This is a genomic window from Providencia sp. SP181 (assembly GCF_050446505.1).
GTDB classification, from domain to species: Bacteria; Pseudomonadota; Gammaproteobacteria; order Enterobacterales; family Enterobacteriaceae; genus Providencia; species Providencia vermicola.
In genome coordinates this window covers 35,507-55,697 of the sequence record NZ_JBBPXM010000003.1, presented here as the reverse complement: position 1 = coordinate 55,697, position 20,191 = coordinate 35,507, and the positions used below count along the sequence as shown (strand labels likewise).

The following is a 20,191-nucleotide window of genomic DNA, read 5'->3' as shown; positions in this document are numbered from 1 at the left end:
TCAATCGTTTGATGCCAAACTAAGGGGGAAAGTATCGACTTTCCCTTTTTTATTTAAGCCAAAGATTAGGGGCTTTACCGTGCTATTCGAAGTTTTTCGCAATATTGTGCATTACGGCTTTCATTTTTTGATGCCAATTTTGTTCGCCTATCTATTTTGGCGAAAAAATTGGAAGTTAGCCGCATTGATTATGATTGCAACAATGGCTATCGATTTAGACCACTTATTAGCAGACCCTATTTTTGACCCTGATCGCTGTGGCATTGGCTTCCATCCCCTTCATTCCCTTTGGGCCGCGATTGCCTATGTCATTTTACTGTTTATGCCATCCTGGAAGCTTAAAGCTGTAGCTGTCGGGTGCTTATTCCATCTTTTTACCGATTCACTCGATTGCTATATGGGCAGCCTAAAAAAAGAAATGAATAACCCAGTAACATTAAGCTGGGTGATAGACCAATGCCCATTCGATACATCAGACATTAAAAAACCCCAGCAATCTTAATGAACACTGGGGTCTATCTAGACTATTATCAGTAGGCTTAATTACTCATCTACTTCAGTTTCCGCTTTCGCTTTCAAACCCGCTAGCAATTTCCCATGGATGCCCTCAAAGCCACCATTGCTCATGACAAGTATATGGTCACCAGGCTGTGCAGCTTCAATCACCATGTTCGTCAGTGTGTCAATATCCGCGCTCCAGCGAGCGGGCTGAACGCACTTTTCAGCGATGTCAGTGACCATCCACGGAATATTGGTTGGTTGGAATAAAAAGACTTCATCTGCACGGCCTAAAGCAGGCGCAATGTCATTTTTATTCACCCCCATTTTCATGGTATTTGAACGGGGCTCTAACACAGCAATAATTCGTGAAGTCCCACCCACTTTGCTACGCAACGCTTCGAGTGTTGCCAAAATTGCGGTTGGGTGATGCGCAAAATCATCATAAACGCTGACACCATTTTCCACACCACGCAATTCAAGGCGACGACGTGCATTGATAAATTTACTCAATGCAATACAAGCCTCTTTAGCAGGTACACCAACATGGTGAGCAGCTGCAATCGCCATCAAACCATTTTGGATATTGTGGTTACCCACTTGTGACCAAGAGACTTCGCCCACTTTTTCTTGCTGAAAATACACTTCAAAGTGGCTACCATCGTGGTTTAGCTTCACCCCTTGCCATTCGCCATGTTCACCGCCCACCAGCTCTTGCTCACTCCAACACCCCATGCCAATCACTTGTTTTAAATGATTGTCATTGTCTGGGGTAAAGATTTTTCCACTGGCAGGGACGATACGAACAAGGTGATGAAATTGTTTTTGAATTGCTTCGAGATTTTCGAAAATATCCGCATGGTCGAACTCAAGGTTATTCAAAACCAAGGTTTTTGGACTGTAATGCACAAATTTTGAGCGTTTATCGAAGAATGCACAATCATACTCATCGGCTTCAATCACAAAAAATGGGCTTTCGCCAAGTTTAGCGGACACATCAAAATTGCCTGGCACACCACCAATTAAGAAGCCTGGCTTATAACCGCAGTCTTCTAAGATCCACGCTAACATTCCTGCTGTCGTGGTTTTACCATGTGTTCCCGCCACAGCAAGTACCCAACGCTCAGGTAATACGTGGTCATGTAACCATTGAGGGCCTGAAGTATAAGGTAAACCTCGTTCTAATACAGCTTCAACACACGGGTTACCACGCGTCATGGCATTGCCAATCACCACCATATCTGGGATCGGTTCGAGCTGAGCAGGGTCATAACCTTGAATAAGCTCAATGCCTTGATTTTCAAGCAATGTGCTCATTGGTGGATAAACATTTGCATCTGATCCCGTCACTTTATGGCCTAAAGATCGCGCCAATATTGCTAAACTTCCCATAAAGGTACCGCATATACCTAAAATATGTATGTGCATTCTTTTTCATCCAATTAGCATGAGGTTTGTCACTATTCTACCCATCAATAGCAGGTTTATAAATGCATTAACCTATTAATCTTTTTTTTATTTAGTTAAACTCTCCCCCGCGCGGGGTATAATCGTCCCGCAAAACCTTTGTCAATTTTATTCAGGACCTTCGTCATGAAAACATTAGGCGAATTCATCGTCGAAAAGCAACAAGATTTTCCTCATGCAACAGGTGAGCTGACGTCACTGCTGTCAGCAATTAAACTGGGCGCTAAAATTATCCACCGTGATATTAACAAAGCTGGACTCGTCGATATTCTTGGCACTAATGGTGTTTCGAATATTCAAGGTGAAGTCCAGATGAAGCTTGACCTGTATGCAAACGAAAAACTGAAAGCGGCCCTAAAAGCACGCGGAGAAGTCGCTGGTATCGCCTCTGAAGAAGAAGACGAAATTGTCATTTTCGAAGGAGACCGTGCAGAAAACGCAAAATATGTCGTATTAATGGACCCACTAGATGGTTCTTCGAATATCGATGTAAACGTTTCCGTCGGGACAATTTTCTCAATTTACCACCGTATTACACCAATTGGCCAACCTGTGACTGAAGCAGACTTCCTGCAACCAGGTAACCGCCAAGTTGCTGCAGGTTACGTTGTTTACGGTTCATCAACCATGTTGGTTTATACCACAGGGGTTGGTGTGCATGCGTTTACTTACGACCCATCATTAGGCGTATTCTGCTTATCTCATGAGAAAGTCATGTTCCCATCGGAAGGCAAAATGTACTCCATTAACGAAGGTAACTATATCAAGTTCCCTATGGGTGTTAAAAAGTACATTAAATACTGCCAAGAAGAAGATAAAGCAACTAACCGCCCTTATACCACGCGCTATATTGGCTCTTTAGTGGCAGACTTCCACCGTAATTTGCTCAAAGGGGGTATCTATATCTACCCAAGCACAGCAAGTCACCCAAATGGAAAACTGCGCCTACTGTATGAGTGCAATCCAATTGCATTCTTAGCTGAACAAGCTGGCGGTAAAGCAAGCGATGGTGCGAACCGTATTTTAGATATTATTCCAAGTGAATTACACCAACGTGCTCCGTTCTTCGTCGGAACCGAATCTATGGTGGAAAAAGCTGAATCATTCATGCGTGAATTCCCAGACGCTGAATAATCTAATTCACTAATGCTCAGGCGGGATTTCCCGCCTTTTTTGTCCCTTTTTTTCGCCAACTAGTGAGTTTTTCCCCTTTTTGCGGCTATAATGTCCCCCACGCTATCTACCCGAAAATGTGAGCGACTTGAAAGTCGATAACTAACACTATTTAATCAGTACGTTAATAGTAAACGGGTAAATTCATTATTCACACAAAGGATACATTTAAATGGGCCTGAACAATGTACCGGCAGGTAAAGATCTGCCAGAAGATATCTACGTTATCATCGAAATTCCAGCTAACGCAGATCCTATCAAATACGAAGTTGATAAAGAATCTGGCGCGCTGTTTGTAGACCGTTTCATGTCAACAGCAATGTTCTATCCATGCAACTACGGTTATATCAACAACACACTGTCTTTAGATGGCGACCCAGTTGACGTGTTAGTCCCAACACCATACCCATTACAACCTGGTTCTGTTATTCGTTGTCGCCCAGTTGGCGTCCTGAAAATGACCGATGAATCAGGTGAAGATGCGAAATTAGTGGCTGTTCCACACACTAAACTGAGCAAAGAATACGACCACATTAAAGATGTGAACGATATCCCTGAGTTACTGAAAGCACAAATCACTCACTTCTTTGAACATTACAAAGATTTAGAAAAAGGTAAGTGGGTTAAAGTTGATGGTTGGGATAACGCAGAAGCTGCTAAAGCGGAAATTATCGCCTCTTTCGAGCGCGCTGCGAAAAAATAATTTTCCCCTTCAGGAAATATTATTGAAGGCTCTGGTTAACCCCAGAGCTTTTTTTATGCCTTTAAATGTAAAAACGCCGGCAATATTGCCGGCGTACTGCACATTGTCCACTCAACAAAATAGTGTGTGGTTATTTTTCTTCATCACGTTTGAGCCAGTCGCCGCTTTTAATTTGGCGCAGGCCATCAACCGAATGCTTATACAGATAAATCCAAGCGTTGCCATATGGCGTTGGGATCAACTCTCTTACATAATCCTGGGAGTTTTTCTTTAGCTCATCTAGCTCGGTCAAAATCGATGGGTTGATGCGGTACACTTCGCACTCAATGGCTCCATCGCCTTTCACCACAGCGGGATAAAATCCAAGATCATACAGTTCATAGCCTTCTAGCTTGTGCTCGCCTAACAATTGAGCATAAGTCATCCAGTGATGATTTCCTTGCTTTTGTCTTAAGCTGCCATAAACAATTACACGCATAATCTAAAACTCAAATTGGTAAAGGAGATCCAAGGCCTGGTTCACACCAGACACAGCTTCTAAATACAATTTTGGCATTAACCGATAGCGTAAGGTCAAGGTTGCCAATGAGTCAAAGATACCAACTCCATACTTCACTTGTAAATCATTGGTTATCTTACCGCTCACCACAACTTGGGAACCATCGCCCACACCTTGAGTATCGAGTGCCAGATCAGAAACCCCGAATGTTTCACCTATCTTACCTACCAGTTGCCCACTTTGAGCCACACCTAAGCCGATAATCATCGATGTCATTTGGGAGCCATTTGCGTCACCACTTTCTAAGCCTTCCCCTCTTAACAGATAGGAAAGCGCTTCTTGTTGTGTCTTGGCTGGCTCAGAGAATATCTCGACTTTCGGTTTGTCTGCAAGCCCTGTGACCTTAACACCTGCAATAACATCATCTGCCGTGTTCTCTGGATTACGAATCGCCTCTAAATTTAAGAACGGTTGATCCGCAGGTCCTGAGAACTGAATTTGCCCTTTACGGACAATTAAGTCCTGACCATAAGCACGGAAACGCCCCGCAGGAATGTCAATCTGCCCATTCAAGCTGAGCCCTTGCTTATTCTGCAATACCTTCAGTAAGCCCGTTAACCGCGCTTTTAGACCAAATGCATCTAGCTGTACATCATTACCAATTTTAATATCTAAATTGGTTTGAATCGGAATAGAAGGCGCTTTTTCTTCTATCGGCTGCAAGTTGTTATCCAACATCACCACATCAGAAGACGCACTAACTGCTGACTCAGGCAGCTCTTGAACCGTAATTCTTGCCCATGGAATAGTCACAGAACCACTTAACGTTAAGAGCGATGGCGAAGCATTAAACACAATATCAGGTTGCACATCAATTTTAATCATCGGTGGCATGGACACACGCAGGTTGTTCCCGCGCGCCATGACTTTCGCACGCCACGCATTGATATTTCGCCAATCCGCATCACCATCAATGTTCAGATACCCTTCAGGGGTATTGATCTGCCCATTCATTACCGAACTCGTGCCATTGAAATTAATGCCTAAATGACCGCTTTTAATATCAAACGGGATCATAGCAGATTTAATTTCTAAGCTAGAAAGTGATAAGTTCCCATTTAACAGCGGGTTATTCGCTGAACCACCTAAACGAAGGTTTGCATTTAAACGGCCATTCGCCACTTCTTTTTGACCAAGTAACGGTTTGATTAAATCCAAGGTAATCGAGTTGATTTCAACATTTCCCGATAACAAACGGCGTTTTTCAATATCTGAAACTTGCAAGTTTCCACGCATCTGCCCGTTATTGGCGAGGCCAAATAACCAATTAAGGTCTGCTTTACCATTTTTCAAGGCGGCGCTGAGAGTTAACGTATCGAATGCGATGGGTAAACGCGTCCCTTCAACAAACTGGGTCGCTTTCACATCATTGCCACGTAGATCGACCTGCACTTGCGGCATGCTACCATCCGCTTTCCAGCTCGCGTTCGCTTTACCACTGAACACACCGCTAACACGGGTATCTTTTGGCATAAACGGTTTTATCATTGCTAAGTCGAAACGCTCTAACACAATGTCCGCACTGCCGCTTTTTCCTGCTTTAATAGGTTTTGGCACACACAAACGCGCGTTTGGATTTACCCAGCAATGGCTGCCAATCGTCACTTCTTGCGTTTGGTTTGCATAATTGAGTGACATAGCTTGGTTTAAGCGCCATTCGCCAACCACCGTATCAAATAACGTATTTGATAACGTGCCTTTCCACACCTCAGTTTGGCGATCAAACCCACCCGCTAATGCTAACTGGCCAGAAACAGGTTCACCTTTCATATTTAATTTCAGGGTATGCTGTTTTTCGCTACCTTTGGCATCTAACGTCAAGTTGCTAACGACTAAATCCCCTTGTCTTAACTGACGTAAAACAACAGATAAATCCCCTTTGATTTGCTCACCAGTCGCAACATTACCTTTGATAGCAACATTTTCGATAGCGAGATCATTTTGCCATTTCACGCCTCGTGCAGTCAGGTCAACCAACGCTTCCGGCGTTTGTAAATTACCGCGTAATTTCACATCCCCTGCAATCACGCCACCAAGCCCTGGCAATAACCCGTTTAGTGCGGGCGCACTAATTTTGGCATCAAGGTTCCATTTCTCGGCAAGAGAGCCCTTAACGTCTACATTATTCTTGCCTAAAGCTAAATTAAAATGAGGGATATCCCATTGGCCTGCGGCATTACCTTTCGCCTGCCCACGGGCTTTGAGTAAGTTATTTTTAACATTACCATCGAGCATAATTTCAGGGATATCTAACTGCCAACTACCGCCGTATAAACTACCACGGGTAGCAATCTTACCGTCCACTTTTGCAGGCCATTCTGGATACTGTTTTGCTGTATTGATCCCAGACAAAGTCAGTATTGCATTCCAGCTAATGGCTTTGCTCCAATCAGCAACACCCGTGATATCCGCATTTCCTTGCAACGCGGCAAGGCGTAAACGCGTTAAATTGATTTGCGCTTCGTTACCTTTTGCATCTAGCATCAAGGTCGATGGGGGTAAATCTTGCCCCGTGATTGCAGAACGCAACGACAAATCATAAGCTGATGGACGACCGTTTAAACGCAGGCGCGTGCCATCTAATTGATATTGCGCATCCCCAACTAACGGCCACGCAAGTTTATCGCTTTCAAGGGTGAGTAAAATTGGCAAATCTGCTTGGGATAAGTCAGTTTCTGCATCAAGCGTAGCATTAATTGGCCCTTGTAAATTAAGTGCCAATTTCAATTCATCAATCAACCCACCTTTAAGGGATAAATCGACTTTCTGCCCATCCAAATCATCTAAACGACTTTCCCCAATAACCGACAATGAAACTGGCCATTTATCTTGCAGCGTTGCAGTACCCGATAACGACACATTGCCTTGCGGCGCATCCACTTTGAGCTGTTTAACCAATACTTGCTGCCCTTGATTGGATAAACTGAGGTGCAATTGGTTGATTTTAACGTCAGTACTGCCCGTTAATTGGAAATTCGAGGCATTAATCCCTTCCACATTTAAATCAACAGGGAGAATAACTTCTGGTAATTCGGCTAGTAATGGCTTCGAAAATAACGCCTTAAGCTCATCCGCAAGGGATTTTTGCTCATTGATTGGTGTCAAGTCTGGCTGTTTTTCTTCTTCAGGCTTCACATCCGAGCTTTCAGGAATATTAATTGCCAGATTAATAATATCCGTTGGAGCGAGGGTAATCGCCTTCCCTTCCCATGTTGCCCCAGTGGTAAATTTTGCTAAATCGATAGCCATGCCATCCACAATGACATGCGTTTCCACAAATGACAGCTGACTTAAACGGATAGTTAAAGGCGCTTTTAGCTCTGTCAACGGCTCAGAAGGCGGAGTCTCTTCCGATGGCGGAAGCTGTGAGGTATCAACGTTAACCGTGACATTTTCCGTACCTAATGTGTTAATACACAGTTCACGACTAGTCAAACACCCTAGTTTCACGGCCAAATGCAGTTTCCCTGCATTCACATCTATACCCGGCATTTGGTATTTCACACCCGTTAAGGTGAGGTCACGAATATCACCATCAATGCCATCAATAGTTAATTCAGGGACAAAGCGTGTTACCGAATTTAAGGCAAAGTGAAAACCTGATTTTGTGCCAATTACCCAGCTAAGCGCACCAATCACCAGAACCAGAATGAATAAAATGGCAAGACTGACCCATTTTAACCACTTCAACCACCTCATAATTCAGTCCCCAAGCCGATGTAAAACTGTATTTTGTCATTATTGGAGTCGCCAATCGGTGTTGCGAGGTCAAATTTAATCGGCCCAACAGGAGAAACCCAACGCACACCAACACCAGCCCCCGTTTTGAAGTCACTGGTTTTAATGTCATTGACGGCTTCGCCGCTATCCACGAAGGTCGCCCCCCACCAGTTTCCCGTAAAATTATATTGGTATTCAATTGACCCAACGACTAGCTTTGATGCCCCTGTGAGCTTACCGCGACTATCCTCTGGTGAGATTTTTTGGTAACCATAACCACGAACACTACCATCCCCCCCTGCGAAGAAACGTAAGTCAGGTGGCACTTTGTCAAAGTCATTGGTTTCAATCCAACCTACATTACCACGCACAACGAAACGGTGGCCCTCCCACGGCGTTCTGATCCACACATTTTTGGCTTGTAAAACTGCAAAGTCGATATCAGAACCCCAAATTTTATTTGAGTAATCAATGGAATAACGCTGGCTATCGCCCCACGTCGGCATAACACCACCCCGCTGACGAATGCGACTAACATAAGCGCCTGGATATAACAGCATGGTGGTATTAGTGACGTTAGCTTGAGTAAAGTTACTCAGCATCCAGCGCATATTCACGCCATACTGCCAACCCGATGAATACTCCCAGTTACGAGATACATTCAGCGTCGTTGTATTCGCTTGGGTATCATTCAAATCCGTACGTTTAAAGCCACCTTGCACTGCATAATATTGTTCAAGTGGATTGGCTTTTAAGGGAATTTTATAGCTAGCATCAATCAATTGCTCAGGCTGGGACAAGCTGATACTTGACGTTAAACTTTGGCCTCGTGAATTAACCCACGGTTTATTCCATGTCGCTTTCACGCGAGGCCCAACGTCCGTTGCATAGCCGCCACCAAGCTCGATAAAGTTCCTCGCTCGAGGCACCATAACCCCTTCCATTGGCAATACATCTGAACCATCATCGCGTGCTTTAGCAATATTTGGCGTCACAATCGCCGAAGAAAACCAACCTGTTTCCGCTAAGCGACGGTTAAACTCAGCAAGTTGCTCTGACGTGTAATATTCCCCTTCTTTAAAGGGTGCGAGGTTATTGAGGTAATCTGAGCGAATTTGCGAACCTTGATAAGAAATAGAGCCAAACCGATAACGTTCGCCACTATTAAAATCAAAATCCCAATATGCGGCATGGTGATCGAGGGAAATCCCTAGCTGGCTCTTTTCCATCACTGCGTCGAAATAGCCTTTACGAATCGCTAAACTACTAAAGCGGCCTTTAAAATCTTCATAGTGACCATCGTTTTGCACGATATCGAGCCTTGGTGTGAATTTCCACACCATCTCTTTAAAATCTGGATCTGTTTTTGCCCCACCTTGAAGTTCGACCTTCACGCCTTTCAGTAAGATAGGCTCACCTGGATTCACCTTTGCGGTTAATATCGAGCGTGCGGGCGGTGTTTTTTCTTCATAACTAAATTCAACAGTCGGTTCGTAATAACCCAGCGGCTTTAAACCTTCCTGAATTGCTTTCTCGACACGCGCTCGAAAACGGCCATTGGGCACCACTTCGTCTTGGGATATATTAGAAAGCTGTACTCGAACGTTTTGATTAAGTTGTCCTTCAAGTCCTTCTATATTAAGGCGAAGATTAGCTGCATATACCACTGGCACAGCCGCAGTTAAGCAGAGAAAACAGATTAGAGGGTATTTCGACACGCCTGCTCCTAAGGTGGTAAAAAGATTGACTAAAGGCTTCATATCAATTTATTTTGAGTAAAATTAGCGCGAGACACAAGTTTTTATCCTAATTTTTAGCTTATTTGTGTGGTCAAGACCAATAGGAATCATTATGCCTTTTAATAAATTTCACTCTGCAAATATTTCACAGCCTCTGCATGGCAGAACCAGCGCACTTTCTTATTCACCATATCACGCTGTTAGCCATCATTCGATTGAGATTATTCCTAAGAATATGGAAATAGCTTATTTTGCAATGGGTTGTTTTTGGGGAGTAGAACGATTATTTTGGCAGCAACCGGGGGTTTACACGACCTCTGCAGGCTATTGCGGGGGGGTGACACCTAACCCAACCTATGAAGAAGTTTGTTCAGGCCGAACAGGCCACGCAGAAGCTGTACGCGTTGTTTTTGATCCACAAGTTATCAGTTACGCTCAACTATTAACGCTATTTTGGGAAAACCACGACCCCGCCCAAGGCATGCGCCAAGGGGGCGATATCGGTAGCCAGTACCGTTCAGGCATTTATACATTAACAGAAGAACAAGACCAGCAAGCGATGAAAACGTTGCAGGCCTACCAAGAAGCCATGAAGGCACAAAACGATATTCGCCCAATCACTACAGAAATCACGCCATTGGAAACCTTTTATTTCGCTGAGGATTACCACCAGCAGTATCTGTATAAAAATCCAAATGGTTATTGTGGCTTAGGCGGTATCGGTGTTTGCATGCCACCGTCTTTAACTATTTAGTACATAACTGATCCTTCTTTTATTTAATTTTTTTATTCTTTAATTTAGGTTCCCACAATAAATATATATTCAAAATTATTCGTACTGTAGGTAGGCGGCAAACGAGGATAGCTTGGGGAGCATACACAAGTATGTGACCCGAGTAGCCGAGAGAAGCCAACACCCCTACAGCGCGAAGAATGAAGAATATTGACCCGAGTAGCTGAGAGAAGCCAACTCCCCCTACAGCGCGAAGAATGAAGAATATTGACCCGAGTAGCTGAGAGAAGCCAACTCCCCCTACAGCGCGAAGAATGAAGAATATTGACGAATATCTCGCCAGCCATCTATACTAACGACACATATCAACAATTTGCGCATGTCGCGCACCGTATATTTGCTTACTCAATATATTTTAATATTCGAGACTATGCCTTTAAAGATTTCTGAATTTTATAAATTCACCCTTTGAAAGGCTGGATAACTTATGCTCAACAGTTTACTGATCGTCCTTTTATTATGTGCTATTAGCGCATTTTTCTCTTTGTCAGAAATTTCACTGGCTGCTTCCCGCCGTATAAAACTCAAGTTAATGGCCGATGAAGGTAACATTAATGCGGCTCGTGTTCTGAAATTACAAGAAATGCCTGGTATGTTTTTTACCGTGGTGCAAATTGGCTTAAATGCGGTTGCCATCCTTGCTGGTATTGTTGGCGAGTCTGCATTTTCCCCTGCTTTATATGATGTTTTCATTCAGTTTTTATCCCCTGAGTGGGCACAAAAAATTGCCTTTGTCCTCTCATTTACTATCGTGACCAGCCTATTTATCTTAGTGGCTGATTTAACCCCAAAACGCGTTGGTATGGTGAAACCAGAAGCCATCGCAATCCGCATTGTTAATCCAATGCGCTTTTGTTTAGTGGTATTAAGCCCCCTTGTTTGGTTCTTTAATGGCCTAGCTAACCTATTTTTTAAACTATTCAAACTACCTATCGCACGCAATGAAGATATTACTTCTGATGATATTTTTGCGGTGGTAGAAGCGGGTGCCGTTGCAGGTGTTTTGCGTAAACAAGAGCATGAATTAATTGAAAATGTGTTCGAATTAGAATCGCGCACCGTACCATCGGCAATGACACCGCGTGAAAGCATTATTTACTTCGATAAAAACGAAACTGAAGACAGTATTAAACATAAAATTTCCACTCAGCCACATTCAAAGTTCCTCGTTTGTGAAGGGGATATTGACCATGTTATTGGTTATGTCGATTCCAAAGAGTTACTTAATCGTGTACTGAATGGGCAAAGTTTAAACTTAAATGATGGCGTACATATCCGTAGCACTCTGATGGTGCCAGATACACTCTCGCTATCAGATACACTAGAAGCCTTTAAAAATAACGGTGTCGATTTTGCTGTTATTCTCAACGAATATGCCTTAGTGATGGGGGTCATTACCATCAATGACGTTATGATTACCCTAATGGGGGATTTAGTCGGATCAGGACAGGAAGAACAAATCGTCGTTCGTGATGAAAACTCGTGGCTAGTCGATGGGGGAACCCCTATCGAAGATGTACAACGTATTTTAGATATTGATGATTTTCCAGACTTTAGTAATTATGAAACTATCGCTGGTTTTATGATGTACCGTTTGAGAAGAATGCCAAAACGTACGGATTACGTGAAATACGCAGGCTATAAGTTTGAAGTGGTGGATATCGACAACTACAAAATTGACCAGTTGCTTGTCACACGGATTACTTCTACCCCTTCCCCCGTCGTTGTACAGCCAGGAAAAAGTGCCATTGAAACGGCTGACGCAAAACAGCAAACAAAAAATACTGGCCACTAGTGCTTACTCGCGAAGCCGTTTCTTTCAATGCGCCACCTTCTGTGGCGCTTTGTTAATCAATAAACAATATTGATTAACCTATCCTAATTCAGCCTGTAGTAATAAAACGTGTTTGTTAACCTCACTCATCACACTGTAATGGCGTTTATCACTGACTTTTGGCGGTAAAATCTTCCCATAATTAAACTCGAATGCCCCAAAATCCTTTATATAGAGCCGACCACTGAAAAGTGTTTTAACATAAAGAGCAATTTTAGATGGGTTATAACGGTTAAAAATTTTCATTAGAACTTTTCCTCCCCTTTGTTCTTACGTACGGCATCTCATAATGCATACCGTACAATAATCATAGACCAGAAATTTCGACTTTGGTTCTAAAATTGCAGTTTTATTCAATTTGCTGACATAACATGACACTGTCAAATAACTGTTAAATCCCCTTTAAACGGTGTATTTATTCTGAATTTTAAAAAATTGTTAAATTTCACATTGAAACTCATCCGATGAGCTATGCTATAAATACACGAAGAAAAATAATCTTCGGGCTCAAACCACATTACAATTCAAGGGGCTTTTATGTTTAAAAACGTCTTCATTTCCATTTGCTTACTCAGCTTATCCACGCTAGCGGCAGCTGCTAATATTCAAATAAATCAATCTGTTCCTGCAGTTTCAGTCACAGATAAAGGCGAACTAATTCTTAATAAAGAAAACAAACTCGATTACCAGCCATGGAAAAGCCAGCAATTAGTGGGTAAAGTGCGCACTATTCAGCATATTGCTGGGCGTTCATCCGCAAAAGAACTCAACGCACCTCTCATCGAAGCCATTAAAAATGCTAGATTTCCGCACGATACCTATCAAACCACGACGATTATTAATACGGATGATGCAATTTTTGGAACGGGCGTTTTCGTTAAAAACAGTGTCGAAGACAGCAAAAAAGAGTTTCCCTATTCTCAATTTATTGTCGATAGCGATGGTGTAGTCAAAACAGCATGGGGATTAAAACCTGAAAGTTCTGCGATTATCCTATTGGATAACCAAGGAAAAGTGCTATTTTTCAAAGATGGTGAGTTAAATTCGCAAGAAATTGAGAAAGTCATTGGCTTACTCATTTCCGCTTTAAAATAGTCGCGCAATTAATCCCTTCACTCAGCCCAGATAAATGAAGGGATTAACTTATCATGGTATTTTTCAAAAATAGTGAGTTATTCTAAAATGCCCTTATAGTAAATATGCATAATTATTTTCATTTTGCTAATAATCAATCACTCTAACTAAGGGTATTTTAGTGTGCCCAACGAATTTTGACACAGAAACCACCCAGTTCACTATGGGTAAAAATAACGTGCAGATTATGCAGCTCAGCAATGCGCTTAACAATAGACAATCCCAGCCCGCTTCCTGTTTTTTCTTGCCCTGGCGGGCGATAAAAACGCTCCCCTAAACGCTGTAACACATCTGGGGTTACACCCTCGCCATCATCTTGGATTTCAAGGCGATCCGCATATAATGAAAGTTTAACTTCGCCTTTTTCTTTACCATAACGAATGGCATTATGAAGTAAATTGCGTAATAACACGCTCAGGAGCAGTGCTTGCCCTTGAAAAGGCTTTGGCGTTGAAACAACTGTTTGAATAATGTGAGTTTCGTGGCGCATCGCATCTGGCTCAATCTCTTTCACTGCCGCGTTAATTAATGCCTCCCACGTAAGTTCATTGGAATCTTCTAGCTGCGCAGAAGATTCTAATCGTGATAAGGTCAGCAATTGGTCGACAAGCCGAGTGGCTCTATCAATACCTTCCGTTAAATTTTCAACAGCATGACGACGTATTTCACGGTTATCTCCTGCAATTTGAACAACTTCTGCCTGTACTTTTAACGCAGCAAGAGGGCTACGTAACTCATGGGCTGCATCAGACGTAAATTGCCGTTCGCGCATAAACATTTGGTTAATGCGACCAAACAACCCATTCACTGAGTCGATAATAGGCCTCGCCTCACTGGGGATCCGTGTCACTTGTATTGGTGTTAGCTCATTGGGCTTTCGACGATGCAACTGGTTAGCAACATCTTTAAGCGGGCGCAAGGCACGAGTTAATAACCATAAAAATATCAATAACATCGCAGGTAATGCCACTAACCATGGCATAAATTGGGCAACCATAATATCTGTCGCCATCTCTTGGCGATATTCCCACTCTTGCCCTACTGCAATCACATATTGTCCATCCTGAGATTTTAACCAGACAAATCGCCAAGGGTCATCACTCCCCTTCATCATGCCATCTGAAAAACCTTCTCGTGTGAACTCAAAACTAATATCACGACCATTATCGCCATCATTGAGCACCTGTTCCCCTTCAGGAGTAAACACAGCAAACGCCAGCGCATCATCGTCTTGAGACCCGCGGTTCTTCCGTAATAATTTTTTTGTTTTGGTTAGTGAGGGTTTCGTTAACTCAAGATCTGAAGGCAATACCGATAACCGCTTGGCAAAAGCCATCTGCTGTGTATCAAATAACTCATTGATTGTTTTATAGGTTTGGTACCATGCTAACGAGCTGGCAACTCCCCACGTCAGCAACGCAAGAAATAATAATGTTAAGGTGAGTTTTAGCCGCAAACTAAACGTTTTCATTGTTCATTATCACCTAATCGATAACCGACACCGTGAATTGTTCGAATAAACTTATTCCCCAATTTGCGCCTTAAATGATGAATATGTACCTCGACGGAATTACTCGATACTTCCTCATCCCAGTTATAAAGCTTTTCTTCAATCAACGCGCGGGACAACACTTTGTTTGGATTGTGTAAAAAGAGGGACAATAACGCCAGTTCCTTGCCTTTGAGTTGAACGGATTCGCCATTCACCGTCACTGTCATCGCAACAGGGTCCATTTCAACCACACCATGGCTAAGTTTGGGAGTGAGTTGTCCACTTCTACGGCGGATCAATGCTTGCAAACGCGCCATCACCTCCATCAATGCGAAAGGTTTGCATAGGTAATCATCTGCACCTTGTTGCAAGCCTTGAATTCGTTGGTCAAGGGCATCTCGCGCGGTCAGAATTAACACGGGTTCATCCCGCCCTTCTGTACGCCAGTACTTTAAAATATCCATACCATCAATATTTGGTAGGGATAAATCCAGAACGACTGCATCATAAGGCGCATCAAATAACGCAAGTTGCCCCTGTTTACCGTCCATAAACCAGTCAACCGTAAACCCAAGCTGCGTTAAACCGACTTTTAGCCCGTCACCAATGAGTCTGTCATCTTCAATTAATAAAATACGCATAATTCCCCCATATCGGAATATTATTATATTTATCCCATACGCAATAAGATGACTAGCTATTATTAAGCAAATTAAAAATATAATACATTATGAGAATTTCTTAAGATCCTGTTAAGATTTACCTGCTTTAATACCCTCCATACGAACCAGTTAATGCTTTATTTGGAGATAACGACGATGAAAAAATTACCTTTAATTGCTTTAGTTGCCGCTCTTGCTTCTGCACCTGTTTTTGCTGCTAATGGCGGTTTTGATGGCCCAGGTGCTGTTGCCAATACAGCCACACAGAATACCCAAGCAGGTGGCTTTATTGGCCCAAATAGCGGGGAAATGACTGTCGCAAAAGCACTTGATATGTCAGATGATAGCTGGGTTATCCTACGCGGTAATATTGTTAAACAGCTTGATCATAAACATTATGAATTCACTGACGGTACAGGCACCATTAACCTTGAGATCAGCGAAAAACGCTGGAATGGCATTAATGTCACGCCAAAAGATAAAATCGAAATTCGCGGTAAAATCGATAAGGATTGGAACTCAAGGGAAGTTGAAGTTAAACAAATCCAGTTAATCAAATAATTGAGCTCACCAGTTATATCGCCAGCTTTCAGCCCTTAGCAAAAAGCTGGCTTTCCTCAAAATCTTATTTCTTGCTATTTTTAACAGTGCTAAATTAGCCTTAAATACAATTGTCGCTAAGGCTATACAATGACTGTTAAACAACCGAAACTGCGTAATATTCAAGAAAGACTCCTTTCAGATAATTGGTATATTTTAAAAAAATACACCTATGAATTACAAAGACGCGATGGAAGTTGGCAACAACAAGAACGCGAAGTGTATGACAGAGGAAACGGCGCCGTTATTTTGTTATACAACAAAATTAAAAACAGCATTATTCTCATCCGCCAATTCCGTATGCCGATGTATGTCAGTGGCTACCCGAAATTTTTAATCGAAGCTGCCGCAGGCTTACTTGAAAATGCCTCTCCAGAGGCACGTATTATTGCCGAAGCAGAAGAAGAAACGGGCTTTAAAGTTGATAAACTGGAAAAAGTCTTTGAAGCCTTTATGAGTCCAGGTTCTGTCACAGAAAAACTGCATTTTTATATCGCCGAGTATAACGATAATAACCGTAGCAATGCAGGCGGAGGGCTGGTAGAAGAAGGCGAAGATATTGAAGTATTAGAGTGGCCATTCCCTAAAGCACTCGAAGCTATCAAAACAGGAGAAATCGTCGATGGTAAGACAATTATGTTAATACAGCACCTCGCCTTAAATTCAATTCTTAAAAGCTAATTATTTTATCGACTCACTGTAATTGAACTACATTACGGTGAGTTTTATTTTATATTCTCTATTTTAACAACCTAATTATTTATTTCCTTCATTAAAAGAGGTATTTGGCTCACGCCAATCAATAAACGACAATCAAAACAAGATAAAAATAAACCTTATAATTCAATTAAATACAAACATACCATCTTTACTATAAATAAAGACACTTTAACTTTGACCTGCCACTTAAAAAACCTTAAATTAAAAACATTATATATTTTCGCCGTTTTAATATTGTCATTTTACGAACCCTAATTTTATCACTAATGAATCTAAATTAATTTCAAGTCATACCATTTTCATTAAGGAGCTAAATAAGATGATACGTTGTGTTCGTATGTGGACAGGTGAAGATGGAAATTCCCTGTTTGAAGAAGGCACACTGGAACTGGATAGTGTTGCCCGTGGAGATAGTCAAACCCCAGCCATTTCAGTCAGCGAACTGACTTTCCGTGAAACTGTCTCAGGTGGATCTTGGGATTGGCATAAAGATCCTGTCCCTCGTTATGTGATCACCCTCACTGGCACCTTAGAATTTGAAACCAAAGATGGTTCAAAATTTATCATTAATCCAGGTGATATTTTACTCGCACAGGATAATACTGGAACAGGCCATAAGTGGCGATTGATCGGTGACGACCCATGGCGACGTGCTTATGTTGTCTATCAAGAAGGCACTGATCTGTGCTTCACACCGACCAAAAAATAGAGGCTTTTTTATGACTAAACCTATAGCAGAAAACGTTGATATTGCGCTGATCGGTGCAGGGATTATGAGTGCGACACTCGGTACTTTATTAAAAGAACTCGACCCATCACTGACGGTTACGGTTTTTGAACGCTTAAATGATTGTGCACAAGAAAGTTCACATCCGTGGAATAACGCAGGAACAGGCCACGCTGCAAACTGTGAAATGAACTACACCCCGCCGAATCCTGATGGCACGGTCGATATCAGCAAAGCCCTTGAAGTTAATACAGAATTCGATTTATCTCGCCAGTTATGGTCATACCTTGTCACAAAAGGAAAAATTAAAAATCCACGCGATTTTATTCACCCTTGCCCCCATATGAGCTTTGTTTGGGGCGCCGACAATGTCAAATTTTTACAACAACGCTTTAAGCAAATGTCAGCTCACCACTGCTACCACAACATGGAATACAGTGATGACCCAAAACAAATTAATGATTGGGCACCGTTGTTGATGGAAGGTCGTGACGATGACAAAAATATTGCTGTCACCCGTGTAGTTACAGGGGCAGACGTCGATTATGGTGCATTGACGCATTTATTAATGGCACAACTCAGCGAACAGTCTGGTTTTACTCTTCACTATAAACATGAAGTCGTTGATGTCACTCAAACCTCTGATGGTCGCTGGAATGTGGAAGTCAAAAATTTATTGACCCATGAAAAACACGTCACATCCGCAAAATTTGTGTTTGTCGGTGCAGGAGGGCGTGCTATTGAATTACTGCAAAAATCAGGTATTCCTGAAGGAAAAGGCTATGGCGGCTTCCCTGTCAGTGGAATTTGGCTACGTTGCGATGATGAAAAAGTGGCTGCAAGGCACCATGCAAAAGTGTATGGCAAAGCAGACAAAGGTTCTCCACCGATGTCAGTTCCACATTTAGATACTCGTATTATTGGCGGCAAACGCTCCTTACTGTTTGGCCCATATGCAGGCTTTTCCAGTAAATTTTTAAAACACGGCTCTTATTTAGACCTGTTTGAATCCATTCGCCTCAATAATATTGAGCCGATGCTGGCTATCGCAAAAGATAATTGGTCGTTAGCTGAGTACCTTGTCGGGCAAGTGCTGCAAACCTCTGCACACCAATTTGCCACACTGCAAAAATTTTACCCAGATGCACAACATGAGGATTGGAAAGAAGTCGTTGCAGGCCAGCGGTGCAAATTATCAAACCTGATCATGATAAAAAAGGTATTTTAGAATTTGGTACCGAGCTGATTACCAGTGCAGATAAGTCATTTACTGTATTGATGGGAGCCTCGCCAGGGGCATCAACCGCCGCCTTTATTGCGCTAAATGTCCTAAAAGATTGTTTTGCCAATCAACTTAAAGCGGATGGCTGGGAAACTAAGTTAAAAGACATTATTCCAACTTATGGTATTGATTTAAAACAGGACGCAAAAGCGTGTTTAGATATTCGTACTGCAACCGCTAAAGTGCTGCAATTAGATAATTAGCTACAGATAAGGTTGGGAAATGACTTCCATGACTTCCCAACCTTATCTGATTATTAGAATAAAATCACTCGAAAGCCAGGGTTCAAAAATGACTCTCTCGGTGTATAGTCTAAAGTTTTTCCATTCCAATCAACCACTTTCGCACCTGCCCCAATCGCAATCGCATGACCCGCTGCAGTATCCCAAATATTCGTCGGTCCAAAACGTGGGTAAAGCTGCGCTTTTCCGTCCGCGACAAAGCAGAATTTCAGTGATGAACCAATTTCTACGGTCGTATGCTCCCCCATTTGCGCCAAGTAATCCATTAACTCGCTGTCTTGATGAGAACGGCTTATCACAATGACAGGAGGTTTTCCATCATACACATGGATTTGCTGCTTATGACCGCCTTCTTCTTTCCACGCTTGGTTTCCCTCTGCATAATAAAGCAACCCTTTTGCAGGAGCATACACGACCCCCATAACGGGTACCCCATTTTCAATTAACGCAATGTTAACGGTAAAATCCCCATTGCGGTTAATAAATTCTTTGGTGCCATCAAGAGGGTCAATCAACCAATAGCGTTGCCAGTGCTGTCTTACTGACCACTCCGGAGGATCTTCTTCAGAAAGTTGTGGAATATCAGGGGCAATGCGGGTGAGGCCAGCAGCAATAATATGGTGTGCGGCAATATCCGCCTCCGTGACAGGGGAGTTGTCACTTTTATGATCAACCCGCAACGGTTCTTGCGCATTGTAGGTTTCCATAATGGCATAACCCGCTTCTTGAGCAAGTTCGCAAATTTGTTGTAGCATGTTATTCACCTCTCTCCCGTTGACCTTTACAGCAAGAGTAGCAAGTGTGTAAAATTTACGCCATAAAAAATGCCTTAGTGAATAAAAACAC

At 42.5% G+C, this 20,191-nt stretch carries 17 protein-coding genes and 1 pseudogene; 10 read left to right on the top strand and 8 right to left on the bottom strand.

Annotation, left to right across the window (positions count from 1 at the left end):
* Positions 1–79: 79 nt before the first annotated feature.
* Positions 80–502 carry a DUF6122 family protein gene (locus AABS66_RS05970; RefSeq protein ID WP_206083203.1) on the top strand — a complete coding sequence of 141 codons (423 nt, stop codon included), beginning with the start codon at positions 80–82 and terminating at the stop codon, positions 500–502.
* Positions 503–543: 41 nt separating this feature from the next.
* Here the strand turns inward: AABS66_RS05970 and mpl are convergent, their stop codons facing one another.
* A complete protein-coding gene (gene mpl / locus AABS66_RS05965) occupies positions 544–1,926 on the bottom strand; it encodes a UDP-N-acetylmuramate:L-alanyl-gamma-D-glutamyl-meso-diaminopimelate ligase (RefSeq protein WP_430224696.1) in 1,383 nt (460 codons plus the stop codon).
* A gap of 165 nt (positions 1,927–2,091) precedes the next feature.
* Here mpl and fbp point away from each other — a divergent pair, with 165 nt between their 5' ends.
* On the top strand, positions 2,092–3,099 hold the full coding sequence (gene fbp, locus AABS66_RS05960; protein ID WP_047756321.1) for a class 1 fructose-bisphosphatase: 1,008 nt from the start codon (positions 2,092–2,094) through the stop codon (positions 3,097–3,099).
* Between the two features lie 211 nt (positions 3,100–3,310).
* The gene (ppa, locus tag AABS66_RS05955) at positions 3,311–3,841 is read left to right on the top strand and encodes an inorganic diphosphatase (RefSeq protein ID WP_206083201.1); all 531 of its coding nucleotides are present in this window, start codon (positions 3,311–3,313) and stop codon (positions 3,839–3,841) included.
* 130 nt (positions 3,842–3,971) lie between these two features.
* On the opposite strand, the gene AABS66_RS05950 is transcribed toward ppa, so the two are convergent.
* Genes AABS66_RS05950 through tamA form a run of 3 tightly spaced genes read right to left on the bottom strand, consistent with a single transcriptional unit; the run spans position 3,972 to position 9,838 of the window.
* Entirely contained in the window at positions 3,972–4,319 is a 348-nt protein-coding gene (locus AABS66_RS05950; RefSeq protein WP_206083200.1) for a gamma-glutamylcyclotransferase family protein, read from the bottom strand.
* A 3-nt stretch (positions 4,320–4,322) separates the two neighbouring features.
* Positions 4,323–8,099: an autotransporter assembly complex protein TamB gene (gene tamB, locus AABS66_RS05945; protein WP_206083199.1), complete on the bottom strand. Its 3,777-nt coding sequence runs from the start codon at positions 8,097–8,099 to the stop codon at positions 4,323–4,325.
* Positions 8,096–9,838 (bottom strand): autotransporter assembly complex protein TamA, encoded by a 1,743-nt coding sequence (tamA, locus tag AABS66_RS05940; RefSeq protein WP_206083198.1) that lies wholly within the window; start codon positions 9,836–9,838, stop codon positions 8,096–8,098. The genes tamB and tamA overlap by 4 nt, the downstream gene beginning before the upstream one ends.
* 133 nt (positions 9,839–9,971) lie before the next feature.
* On the opposite strand from tamA, the gene msrA reads away from it, so the two are divergent.
* A complete protein-coding gene (gene msrA / locus AABS66_RS05935) occupies positions 9,972–10,613 on the top strand; it encodes a peptide-methionine (S)-S-oxide reductase MsrA (RefSeq protein ID WP_206083197.1) in 642 nt (213 codons plus the stop codon).
* Between the two features lie 466 nt (positions 10,614–11,079).
* A complete protein-coding gene (locus tag AABS66_RS05930; RefSeq protein WP_206083195.1) occupies positions 11,080–12,447 on the top strand; it encodes a hemolysin family protein in 1,368 nt (455 codons plus the stop codon).
* Between the two features lie 78 nt (positions 12,448–12,525).
* On the opposite strand, the gene AABS66_RS05925 is transcribed toward AABS66_RS05930, so the two are convergent.
* Complete coding sequence (locus AABS66_RS05925; protein WP_047756348.1) at positions 12,526–12,732, bottom strand: DUF1107 domain-containing protein; 207 nt, start codon at positions 12,730–12,732, stop codon at positions 12,526–12,528.
* A gap of 291 nt (positions 12,733–13,023) precedes the next feature.
* On the opposite strand from AABS66_RS05925, the gene AABS66_RS05920 reads away from it, so the two are divergent.
* Positions 13,024–13,581, top strand: a complete 558-nt coding sequence (locus AABS66_RS05920) for a YtfJ family protein (RefSeq protein WP_206083193.1) — start codon at positions 13,024–13,026, stop codon at positions 13,579–13,581.
* Positions 13,582–13,738: 157 nt separating this feature from the next.
* On the opposite strand, the gene qseC is transcribed toward AABS66_RS05920, so the two are convergent.
* Both qseC and qseB read right to left on the bottom strand, forming a co-directional pair.
* Complete coding sequence (gene qseC / locus AABS66_RS05915; RefSeq protein WP_430224695.1) at positions 13,739–15,091, bottom strand: quorum sensing histidine kinase QseC; 1,353 nt, start codon at positions 15,089–15,091, stop codon at positions 13,739–13,741.
* Positions 15,088–15,753 (bottom strand): quorum sensing response regulator transcription factor QseB, encoded by a 666-nt coding sequence (qseB, locus tag AABS66_RS05910; protein ID WP_206083189.1) that lies wholly within the window; start codon positions 15,751–15,753, stop codon positions 15,088–15,090. Before qseB ends, qseC begins: the two co-directional genes overlap by 4 nt.
* A 177-nt stretch (positions 15,754–15,930) precedes the next feature.
* Between qseB and AABS66_RS05905 the strand changes: the two genes are divergently transcribed.
* The 4 genes and pseudogenes from AABS66_RS05905 to mqo all read left to right on the top strand — a co-directional run bounded on the left by AABS66_RS05905 (position 15,931) and on the right by mqo (position 19,306).
* Positions 15,931–16,335, top strand: a complete 405-nt coding sequence (locus AABS66_RS05905) for a YgiW/YdeI family stress tolerance OB fold protein (RefSeq protein WP_206083187.1) — start codon at positions 15,931–15,933, stop codon at positions 16,333–16,335.
* A gap of 129 nt (positions 16,336–16,464) precedes the next feature.
* Positions 16,465–17,055, top strand: coding sequence for a GDP-mannose pyrophosphatase (locus tag AABS66_RS05900; RefSeq protein WP_430224694.1), 591 nt, complete (start codon positions 16,465–16,467; stop codon positions 17,053–17,055).
* Between the two features lie 358 nt (positions 17,056–17,413).
* Entirely contained in the window at positions 17,414–17,803 is a 390-nt protein-coding gene (locus AABS66_RS05895) for a hypothetical protein (RefSeq protein ID WP_272573907.1), read from the top strand.
* 10 nt (positions 17,804–17,813) lie between these two features.
* A pseudogene (gene mqo, locus AABS66_RS05890) lies at positions 17,814–19,306 on the top strand (malate dehydrogenase (quinone)).
* Positions 19,307–19,359: 53 nt separating this feature from the next.
* Here mqo and cysQ read toward each other — a convergent pair.
* On the bottom strand, positions 19,360–20,100 hold the full coding sequence (gene cysQ / locus AABS66_RS05885; RefSeq protein WP_206083179.1) for a 3'(2'),5'-bisphosphate nucleotidase CysQ: 741 nt from the start codon (positions 20,098–20,100) through the stop codon (positions 19,360–19,362).
* Positions 20,101–20,191: the final 91 nt, after the last annotated feature.